Origin of the sequence: Enterobacter sp. 04-C-12-SI-ECC (assembly GCF_047530715.1) — a bacterium.
Lineage (GTDB): Bacteria > Pseudomonadota > Gammaproteobacteria > Enterobacterales > Enterobacteriaceae > Enterobacter > Enterobacter bugandensis.
On sequence record NZ_JBLKDI010000034.1, the window covers coordinates 1 to 9009 of the forward strand.

Sequence of the window (9009 nt, forward strand, 5' to 3'; positions counted from 1 at the left end):
CAGGCGACAACATCAAGATGGTTGTGACTCTGATCCACCCAATCGCGATGGACGACGGTCTGCGTTTCGCAATCCGTGAAGGCGGCCGTACCGTTGGCGCGGGCGTTGTTGCTAAAGTTCTGGGCTAATTAATTATCCCTGAATAAAAAAGGACGCTTCGGCGTCCTTTTTTGTTTTCTGTACCTTTCCTTGTCACAAAATTTCGCATTTTTTAACCGCTCCCGGCCCGTATCCTGGCGTATGTGCTATTGTAATCATAACCATTCTCACTTACACTTTGCGCATATTTTGAACGGGAGTCTCTATGTACGTTTGTTTATGTAATGGTGTAAGCGACAAAAAAATTCGTCAGGCCGTTCGCCAGTTTCAGCCACAATCTTTCCAGCAGCTTCGCAAATTTGTTCCGGTGGGAAATCAATGCGGTAAATGCGTTCGCGCAGCGCGTGAGATCATGCAGGACGAACTGATGCAGATCCCGGAATTCAAAGAGATCGCGTAAGCCTCTATCTTTTTTTTGACATCCCCGTAGCCCGTTCTACGCTTCAATGAGTGGAAGCGGAGGGACTATATAATGAAAGGTGATGTTAAAATCATAAGTTATCTCAATAAATTATTGGGAAATGAGCTTGTCGCAATCAACCAGTACTTTCTTCACGCGAGAATGTTTAAAAACTGGGGTCTGACACGTCTGAATGACGTTGAGTACCATGAATCTATAGATGAGATGAAACACGCCGATAAATACATCGAGCGTATCTTATTTCTTGAAGGCATCCCAAACCTGCAGGATCTCGGCAAGCTTGGCATCGGTGAGGATGTCGAAGAGATGCTGCGTTCTGACCTCCGGCTGGAGCTGGAAGGTGCGAAAGATCTGCGCGAAGCCATTGCTTATGCTGACAGCGTCCATGACTATGTGAGCCGCGATATGATGATCCAGATCCTTGCCGATGAAGAAGGCCACATTGACTGGCTGGAAACCGAACTGGATCTCATTAGCAAAATTGGCCTTCAGAACTACCTACAGTCTCAGATCAAAGTGGAAAATTAATCAGATTTTCCCATCCAACGCACAAACCCGCTGCTGCCAGAAATGGTCCAAAAGGCAGTGGGTTTTTTAATGCACCTTTCTCTGAAGTGAGAAACGAAAAAACAAGAATGCAAAGCAGCGCCATAAGCGCGGCGAGTAACGCCAGCGTAGGCAGTATGCACCAGCCATGCCACGCACCAAGTCCTGCCAGATACTTCACATCGCCATATCCCATTCCTTCCCGCCGGCAGATAAGCCGATAGCCCCAGTAAATCAAGGCAAAACCAAGATATCCAGCCACCGCTCCCATTACGGCACTCGGCAGAAAATCAGGATGGATAAAGACCTGGTAGAGCAGGCCCGTCCAGAGCAGCGGGCAGATAAATTTATCGGGCAGTAAACCGTCGCGAATATCAGCGCATACGATTAAGGCCGTCAGAGAAAAATAGATCATCAGGAAGGGGAGGGTGGTTAGCATGGAAAAGGCCTCAAAAGGTTTTGAGCGCATACTCGTTACAATCTGCCTGTCCGGCAACGCACAAAAACAACAATTGCGTAGCGGCTTCAAATAAAAAAATCAGAAAGGATATACGGCGTAAAAAGTTGCGCAGTCCTACGCATACTGAGCCTTTGACGCTTAATTTCTAAACGGCACTTGCGTCTTTCACTGATTTACGTATAATGCGCGGGCTTGTCGTAATTGACGGCGGGTTCAATCAGAACCAGAGTAGCTCATTTTGTTACTCAACAATGCTCCCAATTGGGGGGCTACGTAAGAACGGTTACACTCTCCCATCAATCGTAATGGGTTTGAGGAGTAATCATTTTCGTTTATAAAATAATTGGAGCTCTGGTCTCATGCAGAACCAAAGAATCCGTATCCGCCTTAAAGCGTTTGATCATCGTCTGATCGATCAATCAACCGCGGAAATCGTCGAGACTGCTAAGCGCACTGGTGCGCAAGTCCGTGGTCCGATCCCGCTGCCGACCCGCAAAGAGCGCTTCACCGTTCTGATCTCCCCGCACGTCAACAAAGACGCGCGCGATCAGTACGAAATCCGCACTCACAAGCGTCTGGTTGACATCGTTGAGCCAACTGAGAAAACCGTTGATGCTCTGATGCGTCTGGATCTGGCTGCCGGTGTAGACGTGCAGATCAGCCTGGGTTAATCAGGTCATCGAGCGATTGAGAGGTTGAAACAATGATTGGTTTAGTCGGTAAAAAAGTGGGTATGACCCGCATCTTCACTGAAGATGGCGTTTCTATCCCAGTAACCGTAATCGAAGTTGAAGCAAACCGCGTTACTCAGGTTAAAGATCTGGCTAACGATGGCTACCGCGCTATTCAGGTTACCACTGGTGCTAAAAAAGCTAACCGTGTAACCAAACCAGAAGCGGGTCACTTCGCTAAAGCTGGCGTAGAAGCTGGCCGTGGTCTGTGGGAATTCCGTCTTGCTGAAGGCGAAGAGTTCACCGTAGGTCAGGACATTAGCGTTGAGCTGTTTGCTGACGTTAAAAAAGTTGACGTAACCGGTACCTCTAAAGGTAAAGGTTTTGCTGGTACCGTTAAGCGCTGGAACTTCCGTACCCAGGACGCTACTCACGGTAACTCCTTGTCTCACCGCGTTCCGGGTTCTATCGGTCAGAACCAGACTCCGGGCAAAGTGTTCAAAGGCAAGAAAATGGCAGGTCAGCTGGGTAACGAACGTGTAACCGTTCAGAGCCTGGACGTAGTACGTGTTGACGCTGAGCGCAACCTGCTGCTGGTTAAAGGTGCGGTCCCGGGTGCAACCGGTAGCGACCTGATCGTTAAACCAGCTGTGAAGGCGTAAGGGGATAGCAATGGAATTAGTATTGAAAGACGCGCAGAGCGCGCTGACTGTTTCCGAAACTACCTTCGGTCGTGATTTCAACGAAGCGCTGGTTCACCAGGTTGTTGTTGCTTATGCAGCTGGTGCTCGTCAGGGTACTCGTGCTCAGAAGACTCGTGCTGAAGTAACTGGTTCTGGCAAAAAGCCATGGCGCCAGAAAGGTACCGGCCGTGCGCGTTCAGGTTCTATCAAGAGCCCGATCTGGCGTTCAGGTGGCGTGACCTTCGCTGCGCGTCCACAGGACCACAGTCAAAAAGTTAACAAAAAGATGTACCGCGGCGCGCTGAAAAGCATCCTGTCCGAACTGGTACGTCAGGATCGTCTGATCGTTGTCGAGAAGTTCTCTGTTGAAGCGCCTAAAACTAAGCTGCTGGCACAGAAACTGAAAGACATGGCTCTGGAAGATGTGCTGATCATCACCGGTGAGCTGGACGAGAACCTGTTCCTGGCCGCACGTAACCTGCACAAGGTTGACGTACGCGATGCGACTGGTATCGACCCGGTTAGCCTGATCGCCTTCGACAAAGTCGTAATGACTGCTGATGCTGTTAAGCAAGTTGAGGAGATGCTGGCATGATTCGTGAAGAACGTCTGCTGAAGGTGCTTCGCGCACCGCACGTTTCTGAAAAAGCGTCTACTGCGATGGAAAAAACAAACACCATCGTTCTCAAAGTTGCTAAAGACGCGACCAAAGCAGAGATCAAAGCTGCTGTGCAGAAACTGTTTGAAGTCGAAGTCGAAGTCGTTAACACCCTGGTAGTTAAAGGGAAAGTTAAACGTCACGGACAGCGTATCGGTCGTCGTAGCGACTGGAAAAAAGCTTACGTCACCCTGAAAGAAGGCCAGAACCTGGACTTCGTTGGCGGCGCTGAGTAAGTCGGAGGAGTAATACAATGGCAGTTGTTAAATGTAAACCGACATCTCCGGGTCGTCGCCACGTAGTTAAAGTGGTTAACCCTGAGCTGCACAAGGGCAAACCTTTTGCTCCGTTGCTGGAAAAAAACAGCAAATCCGGTGGTCGTAACAACAATGGCCGTATCACCACTCGTCACATCGGTGGTGGCCACAAGCAGGCTTATCGTATTGTTGACTTCAAACGCAACAAAGACGGTATCCCAGCAGTTGTTGAACGTCTTGAGTACGATCCGAACCGTTCCGCGAACATCGCGCTGGTTTTGTACAAAGACGGCGAACGCCGTTACATCCTGGCCCCTAAAGGCCTGAAAGCTGGCGACCAGATTCAGTCTGGCGTTGATGCTGCAATCAAAGCAGGCAACACCCTGCCGATGCGCAATATCCCGGTTGGTTCTACCGTTCATAACGTAGAAATGAAACCAGGTAAAGGCGGTCAGCTGGCACGTTCCGCTGGTACTTACGTTCAGATCGTTGCGCGTGACGGTGCTTATGTCACTCTGCGTCTGCGTTCTGGTGAAATGCGTAAAGTCGAAGCAGACTGCCGCGCTACTCTGGGCGAAGTTGGCAATGCTGAGCATATGCTGCGCGTTCTGGGTAAAGCTGGTGCTGCACGCTGGCGTGGTGTTCGTCCTACCGTTCGCGGTACTGCGATGAACCCAGTCGACCACCCACATGGTGGTGGTGAAGGTCGTAACTTTGGTAAGCACCCGGTAACTCCGTGGGGCGTTCAGACCAAAGGTAAGAAGACCCGCAGCAACAAGCGTACTGATAAATTTATCGTACGTCGCCGTAGCAAATAATTTTAGAGGATAAGCCATGCCACGTTCTCTCAAGAAAGGTCCTTTTATTGACCTGCACTTGCTGAAGAAGGTAGAGAAAGCGGTGGAAAGCGGAGACAAGAAGCCCCTGCGCACTTGGTCCCGTCGTTCAACGATCTTTCCTAACATGATCGGTTTGACCATCGCTGTCCATAATGGTCGTCAGCACGTTCCAGTCTTTGTTACCGACGAAATGGTTGGTCACAAACTGGGTGAATTCGCACCGACTCGTACTTATCGCGGCCACGCTGCTGATAAAAAAGCGAAGAAGAAATAAGGTAGGAGGAAGAGATGGAAACTTTAGCTCAACATCGCCATGCTCGTTCTTCTGCACAGAAGGTTCGCCTTGTTGCTGACCTGATTCGCGGTAAGAAAGTGTCGCAGGCCCTGGACATCCTGACCTATACCAACAAGAAAGCTGCGGTATTGGTCAAGAAAGTACTGGAATCTGCCATTGCTAACGCTGAACACAACGATGGCGCTGACATCGACGATCTGAAAGTTGCGAAAATTTTCGTAGATGAAGGCCCAAGCATGAAGCGCATTATGCCGCGTGCGAAAGGTCGTGCAGATCGCATCCTGAAGCGCACCAGCCACATTACTGTGGTTGTGTCCGATCGCTGAGACTCTGGAGACTAGCAATGGGTCAGAAAGTACATCCTAATGGTATTCGCCTGGGTATTGTAAAACCATGGAACTCTACCTGGTTTGCGAACACCAAAGAATTCGCTGACAACCTGGACAGCGATTTTAAAGTACGTCAGTACCTGACTAAGGAACTGGCTAAAGCGTCTGTATCTCGTATCGTTATCGAGCGTCCAGCGAAGAGCATCCGTGTGACTATTCACACTGCTCGTCCTGGCATCGTTATCGGTAAGAAAGGCGAAGACGTAGAAAAACTGCGCAAGGTCGTAGCGGATATCGCTGGCGTTCCTGCACAGATCAATATCGCTGAAGTTCGTAAGCCTGAACTGGACGCTAAATTGGTTGCTGACAGCATCACTTCTCAGCTGGAACGTCGTGTTATGTTCCGTCGTGCTATGAAGCGTGCTGTACAGAACGCAATGCGTCTGGGCGCTAAAGGTATCAAAGTTGAAGTTAGCGGCCGTCTGGGCGGCGCGGAAATCGCACGTACCGAATGGTACCGTGAAGGTCGCGTACCGCTGCACACTCTGCGTGCTGACATCGACTACAACACCTCTGAAGCGCACACCACTTACGGTGTAATCGGCGTTAAGGTATGGATCTTCAAAGGTGAGATCCTGGGTGGTATGGCTGCTGTTGAACAACCGGAAAAACCGGCTGCTCAACCTAAAAAGCAGCAGCGTAAAGGCCGTAAATAAGGAGCGTCGCTGATGTTACAACCAAAGCGTACAAAATTCCGTAAAGTGCACAAAGGCCGCAACCGTGGTCTGGCGCAGGGTACGGATGTTAGCTTCGGCACTTTCGGTCTGAAAGCTGTTGGCCGTGGTCGTCTGACTGCACGTCAGATCGAAGCAGCACGTCGTGCAATGACCCGTGCAGTTAAGCGTCAAGGTAAGATCTGGATCCGTGTATTCCCGGACAAACCGATCACCGAGAAGCCACTGGAAGTTCGTATGGGTAAAGGTAAAGGTAACGTGGAGTACTGGGTTGCCTTGATCCAACCGGGCAAAGTCCTTTATGAAATGGACGGTGTTCCGGAAGAGCTGGCCCGTGAAGCCTTCGGCCTGGCAGCAGCGAAACTGCCTATCAAAACCACCTTTGTAACTAAGACGGTGATGTAATGAAAGCAAAAGAGCTGCGTGAAAAAAGCGTTGAAGAGCTGAACGCTGAGCTGCTGAACCTGCTGCGTGAGCAGTTCAACCTGCGCATGCAGGCTGCAAGTGGCCAGCTGCAACAGACTCACCTGCTGAAGCAAGTGCGTCGCAATGTTGCACGCGTTAAGACTTTACTGACTCAGAAGGCGGGTGCGTAATGACCGATAAAATCCGTACTCTGCAAGGTCGTGTTGTTAGCGACAAAATGGAGAAATCCATTGTTGTAGCTATCGAACGTATTGTGAAACACCCGATCTACGGTAAATTCATCAAGCGTACGACCAAACTGCACGTACATGACGAGAACAACGAATGTGGTATCGGCGACAAGGTTGAAATCCGTGAATGCCGTCCACTGTCCAAGACTAAGTCCTGGACGCTGGTTCGCGTTGTAGAGAAAGCGGTTCTGTAATACAGTACGCCTTCTCAATACGAATAAACGGCTCAGCGATGAGCCGTTTATTTTTTCTACCCATATTGCAGAAGCGGTGTTATAATGCCGCGCCCTCGATATGGGGCTTTTTAACGGCTCTGATTTTAGAGTCTCAGGTAGTAGTTGACATTAGCGGAGCACTAAAATGATCCAAGAACAGACTATGCTGAACGTCGCCGACAACTCCGGTGCACGTCGCGTAATGTGTATCAAGGTTCTGGGTGGCTCGCACCGTCGCTACGCAGGCGTAGGCGACATCATCAAGATCACCATCAAGGAAGCAATTCCACGTGGTAAGGTCAAAAAAGGTGATGTGCTGAAGGCGGTAGTGGTGCGCACCAAGAAGGGTGTTCGTCGCCCTGACGGTTCTGTCATTCGCTTCGATGGTAATGCATGCGTTATTTTAAACAATAACAGCGAGCAGCCTATCGGCACGCGTATCTTTGGGCCGGTAACTCGTGAACTTCGTACTGAGAAGTTCATGAAAATTATCTCTCTGGCACCAGAAGTACTCTAAGGAGCGAATCATGGCAGCGAAAATCCGTCGTGATGACGAAGTTATCGTGTTAACCGGTAAAGATAAAGGTAAACGCGGTAAAGTAAAAAATGTTCTGTCTTCCGGCAAACTTGTCGTTGAAGGTATCAACCTGGTTAAGAAACATCAGAAGCCGGTTCCGGCCCTGAACCAACCAGGCGGCATCGTTGAAAAAGAAGCTGCTATTCAGGTTTCTAACGTTGCAATCTTCAATGCGGCTACCGGTAAGGCTGACCGTGTAGGCTTTAGATTCGAAGACGGCAAAAAAGTCCGTTTCTTCAAGTCTAACAGCGAAACTATCAAGTAATTTGGAGTAGTACGATGGCGAAACTGCATGATTACTACAAAGACGAAGTAGTTAAGAAACTCATGACCGAGTTTAACTACAATTCTGTCATGCAAGTCCCTCGGGTCGAGAAGATCACCCTGAACATGGGTGTTGGTGAAGCGATCGCTGACAAGAAACTGCTGGATAACGCAGCAGCTGATCTGACAGCAATCTCCGGTCAAAAACCGCTGATCACCAAAGCACGCAAATCTGTTGCAGGCTTCAAAATCCGTCAGGGCTATCCGATCGGCTGTAAAGTAACTCTGCGTGGCGAACGCATGTGGGAGTTCTTTGAGCGCCTGATCACTATTGCTGTTCCACGTATCCGTGACTTCCGTGGCCTGTCCGCGAAGTCTTTCGACGGTCGTGGTAACTACAGCATGGGTGTCCGTGAGCAGATCATCTTCCCAGAAATCGACTACGATAAAGTCGACCGCGTGCGTGGTTTGGATATTACCATTACCACTACTGCGAAATCTGACGAAGAAGGCCGTGCTCTGCTGGCTGCCTTTGACTTCCCGTTCCGCAAGTAAGGTAGGGTTACTGAATGGCTAAGCAATCAATGAAAGCACGCGAAGTAAAGCGCGTAGCTTTAGCTGATAAATTCTTCGCTAAACGCGCTGAACTGAAAGCGATCATTTCTGATGTGAACGCTTCCGACGAAGATCGTTGGAATGCGGTTCTCAAGCTGCAGTCTCTGCCGCGTGATTCCAGCCCGTCTCGTCAGCGTAACCGCTGTCGTCAAACAGGTCGTCCACATGGTTATGTGGGCAAGTTTGGGTTGAGCCGTATCAAACTGCGTGAAGCCGCCATGCGCGGTGAAGTGCCAGGCTTGAAAAAGGCTAGCTGGTAATTACCAATTGAATCACGGGAGTAAAGACAGATGAGCATGCAAGATCCGATCGCGGATATGCTGACCCGTATCCGTAACGGTCAGGCCGCGAACAAAGTTGCGGTCACCATGCCTTCCGCCAAGCTGAAAGTGGCAATTGCCAACGTGCTGAAGGAAGAAGGTTTTATCGAAGATTTTAAAGTTGAAGGCGACACCAAGCCGGAACTGGAACTTACTCTCAAGTATTTCCAGGGTAAAGCTGTTGTAGAAAGCATTCAGCGTGTCAGCCGCCCAGGTCTGCGCATCTATAAGAAAAAAGATGAGCTGCCAAAAGTTATGGCTGGCCTTGGTATCGCAGTTGTTTCTACCTCTAAAGGTGTTATGACTGATCGTGCAGCGCGCCAGGCTGGTCTTGGTGGCGAAATTATCTGCTACGTAGCCTAATCGGAGG

19 protein-coding genes and 1 pseudogene are annotated in these 9009 nt (G+C 49.8%); 19 read left to right on the forward strand and 1 reads right to left on the reverse strand.

Annotation, left to right across the window (positions count from 1 at the left end; all coding sequences use genetic code 11):
• The 3 genes and pseudogenes from tuf to bfr form a co-directional block, all read left to right on the forward strand.
• A pseudogene (gene tuf / locus ACMWL8_RS24190) lies at window positions 1-128 on the forward strand (elongation factor Tu); the annotation flags it as partial.
• 176 nt (window positions 129-304) lie between these two features.
• Complete coding sequence (gene bfd, locus ACMWL8_RS24195) at window positions 305-499, forward strand: bacterioferritin-associated ferredoxin (protein ID WP_003863268.1); 195 nt, start codon at window positions 305-307, stop codon at window positions 497-499.
• A 72-nt stretch (window positions 500-571) separates the two neighbouring features.
• Window positions 572-1048, forward strand: a complete 477-nt coding sequence (bfr, locus tag ACMWL8_RS24200) for a bacterioferritin (RefSeq protein WP_028014636.1) — start codon at window positions 572-574, stop codon at window positions 1046-1048.
• On the opposite strand, the gene ACMWL8_RS24205 is transcribed toward bfr, so the two are convergent.
• Complete coding sequence (locus tag ACMWL8_RS24205) at window positions 1032-1505, reverse strand: prepilin peptidase (protein WP_045261298.1); 474 nt, start codon at window positions 1503-1505, stop codon at window positions 1032-1034. The two genes, bfr and ACMWL8_RS24205, sit on opposite strands and share 17 nt — an antisense overlap.
• 380 nt (window positions 1506-1885) lie before the next feature.
• Between ACMWL8_RS24205 and rpsJ the strand changes: the two genes are divergently transcribed.
• The 16 genes from rpsJ (at window position 1886) to rpsH (ending at window position 9002) form a co-directional block, all read left to right on the forward strand.
• Window positions 1886-2197 carry a 30S ribosomal protein S10 gene (gene rpsJ, locus ACMWL8_RS24210; RefSeq protein WP_001181005.1) on the forward strand — a complete coding sequence of 104 codons (312 nt, stop codon included), beginning with the start codon at window positions 1886-1888 and terminating at the stop codon, window positions 2195-2197.
• 32 nt (window positions 2198-2229) lie between these two features.
• Window positions 2230-2859: a 50S ribosomal protein L3 gene (gene rplC / locus ACMWL8_RS24215; protein WP_003863274.1), complete on the forward strand. Its 630-nt coding sequence runs from the start codon at window positions 2230-2232 to the stop codon at window positions 2857-2859.
• A 10-nt stretch (window positions 2860-2869) separates the two neighbouring features.
• Window positions 2870-3475 (forward strand): 50S ribosomal protein L4, encoded by a 606-nt coding sequence (gene rplD, locus ACMWL8_RS24220; protein WP_000424395.1) that lies wholly within the window; start codon window positions 2870-2872, stop codon window positions 3473-3475.
• Window positions 3472-3774: a 50S ribosomal protein L23 gene (rplW, locus tag ACMWL8_RS24225; RefSeq protein WP_000617546.1), complete on the forward strand. Its 303-nt coding sequence runs from the start codon at window positions 3472-3474 to the stop codon at window positions 3772-3774. Before rplD ends, rplW begins: the two co-directional genes overlap by 4 nt.
• Before the next feature lie 17 nt (window positions 3775-3791).
• Window positions 3792-4613, forward strand: a complete 822-nt coding sequence (rplB, locus tag ACMWL8_RS24230; RefSeq protein ID WP_000301859.1) for a 50S ribosomal protein L2 — start codon at window positions 3792-3794, stop codon at window positions 4611-4613.
• Between the two features lie 16 nt (window positions 4614-4629).
• Window positions 4630-4908 carry a 30S ribosomal protein S19 gene (gene rpsS, locus ACMWL8_RS24235; RefSeq protein ID WP_001138117.1) on the forward strand — a complete coding sequence of 93 codons (279 nt, stop codon included), beginning with the start codon at window positions 4630-4632 and terminating at the stop codon, window positions 4906-4908.
• Window positions 4909-4922: 14 nt separating this feature from the next.
• Window positions 4923-5255 (forward strand): 50S ribosomal protein L22, encoded by a 333-nt coding sequence (rplV, locus tag ACMWL8_RS24240; RefSeq protein WP_002919773.1) that lies wholly within the window; start codon window positions 4923-4925, stop codon window positions 5253-5255.
• Window positions 5256-5272: 17 nt separating this feature from the next.
• Window positions 5273-5974 carry a 30S ribosomal protein S3 gene (gene rpsC / locus ACMWL8_RS24245; RefSeq protein WP_000529945.1) on the forward strand — a complete coding sequence of 234 codons (702 nt, stop codon included), beginning with the start codon at window positions 5273-5275 and terminating at the stop codon, window positions 5972-5974.
• Between the two features lie 12 nt (window positions 5975-5986).
• Window positions 5987-6397, forward strand: a complete 411-nt coding sequence (rplP, locus tag ACMWL8_RS24250; protein WP_002919759.1) for a 50S ribosomal protein L16 — start codon at window positions 5987-5989, stop codon at window positions 6395-6397.
• A complete protein-coding gene (gene rpmC, locus ACMWL8_RS24255; protein ID WP_003863282.1) occupies window positions 6397-6588 on the forward strand; it encodes a 50S ribosomal protein L29 in 192 nt (63 codons plus the stop codon). The genes rplP and rpmC overlap by 1 nt, the downstream gene beginning before the upstream one ends.
• Entirely contained in the window at window positions 6588-6842 is a 255-nt protein-coding gene (gene rpsQ, locus ACMWL8_RS24260; protein ID WP_008503489.1) for a 30S ribosomal protein S17, read from the forward strand. Before rpmC ends, rpsQ begins: the two co-directional genes overlap by 1 nt.
• Before the next feature lie 166 nt (window positions 6843-7008).
• Entirely contained in the window at window positions 7009-7380 is a 372-nt protein-coding gene (rplN, locus tag ACMWL8_RS24265) for a 50S ribosomal protein L14 (RefSeq protein ID WP_002919748.1), read from the forward strand.
• Window positions 7381-7390: 10 nt separating this feature from the next.
• Window positions 7391-7705 carry a 50S ribosomal protein L24 gene (rplX, locus tag ACMWL8_RS24270; RefSeq protein WP_003863287.1) on the forward strand — a complete coding sequence of 105 codons (315 nt, stop codon included), beginning with the start codon at window positions 7391-7393 and terminating at the stop codon, window positions 7703-7705.
• A gap of 14 nt (window positions 7706-7719) precedes the next feature.
• On the forward strand, window positions 7720-8259 hold the full coding sequence (gene rplE, locus ACMWL8_RS24275; protein ID WP_001096202.1) for a 50S ribosomal protein L5: 540 nt from the start codon (window positions 7720-7722) through the stop codon (window positions 8257-8259).
• A 14-nt stretch (window positions 8260-8273) separates the two neighbouring features.
• Window positions 8274-8579 (forward strand): 30S ribosomal protein S14, encoded by a 306-nt coding sequence (rpsN, locus tag ACMWL8_RS24280; RefSeq protein WP_003863291.1) that lies wholly within the window; start codon window positions 8274-8276, stop codon window positions 8577-8579.
• Window positions 8580-8609: 30 nt separating this feature from the next.
• On the forward strand, window positions 8610-9002 hold the full coding sequence (gene rpsH / locus ACMWL8_RS24285) for a 30S ribosomal protein S8 (RefSeq protein WP_006178918.1): 393 nt from the start codon (window positions 8610-8612) through the stop codon (window positions 9000-9002).
• Window positions 9003-9009: the final 7 nt, after the last annotated feature.

Bases quoted from the DNA above. Each gene is read 5' to 3' on its own strand.
- bfd (WP_003863268.1), top strand. From the start codon at position 305: ATGTACGTTTGTTTATGTAATGGTGTAAGCGACAAAAAAATTCGTCAG.
- bfr (WP_028014636.1), top strand. From the start codon at position 572: ATGAAAGGTGATGTTAAAATCATAAGTTATCTCAATAAATTATTGGGA.
- ACMWL8_RS24205 (WP_045261298.1), bottom strand. From the start codon at position 1,505: ATGCTAACCACCCTCCCCTTCCTGATGATCTATTTTTCTCTGACGGCC.
- rpsJ (WP_001181005.1), top strand. From the start codon at position 1,886: ATGCAGAACCAAAGAATCCGTATCCGCCTTAAAGCGTTTGATCATCGT.
- rplC (WP_003863274.1), top strand. From the start codon at position 2,230: ATGATTGGTTTAGTCGGTAAAAAAGTGGGTATGACCCGCATCTTCACT.
- rplD (WP_000424395.1), top strand. From the start codon at position 2,870: ATGGAATTAGTATTGAAAGACGCGCAGAGCGCGCTGACTGTTTCCGAA.
- rplW (WP_000617546.1), top strand. From the start codon at position 3,472: ATGATTCGTGAAGAACGTCTGCTGAAGGTGCTTCGCGCACCGCACGTT.
- rplB (WP_000301859.1), top strand. From the start codon at position 3,792: ATGGCAGTTGTTAAATGTAAACCGACATCTCCGGGTCGTCGCCACGTA.
- rpsS (WP_001138117.1), top strand. From the start codon at position 4,630: ATGCCACGTTCTCTCAAGAAAGGTCCTTTTATTGACCTGCACTTGCTG.
- rplV (WP_002919773.1), top strand. From the start codon at position 4,923: ATGGAAACTTTAGCTCAACATCGCCATGCTCGTTCTTCTGCACAGAAG.
- rpsC (WP_000529945.1), top strand. From the start codon at position 5,273: ATGGGTCAGAAAGTACATCCTAATGGTATTCGCCTGGGTATTGTAAAA.
- rplP (WP_002919759.1), top strand. From the start codon at position 5,987: ATGTTACAACCAAAGCGTACAAAATTCCGTAAAGTGCACAAAGGCCGC.
- rpmC (WP_003863282.1), top strand. From the start codon at position 6,397: ATGAAAGCAAAAGAGCTGCGTGAAAAAAGCGTTGAAGAGCTGAACGCT.
- rpsQ (WP_008503489.1), top strand. From the start codon at position 6,588: ATGACCGATAAAATCCGTACTCTGCAAGGTCGTGTTGTTAGCGACAAA.
- rplN (WP_002919748.1), top strand. From the start codon at position 7,009: ATGATCCAAGAACAGACTATGCTGAACGTCGCCGACAACTCCGGTGCA.
- rplX (WP_003863287.1), top strand. From the start codon at position 7,391: ATGGCAGCGAAAATCCGTCGTGATGACGAAGTTATCGTGTTAACCGGT.
- rplE (WP_001096202.1), top strand. From the start codon at position 7,720: ATGGCGAAACTGCATGATTACTACAAAGACGAAGTAGTTAAGAAACTC.
- rpsN (WP_003863291.1), top strand. From the start codon at position 8,274: ATGGCTAAGCAATCAATGAAAGCACGCGAAGTAAAGCGCGTAGCTTTA.
- rpsH (WP_006178918.1), top strand. From the start codon at position 8,610: ATGAGCATGCAAGATCCGATCGCGGATATGCTGACCCGTATCCGTAAC.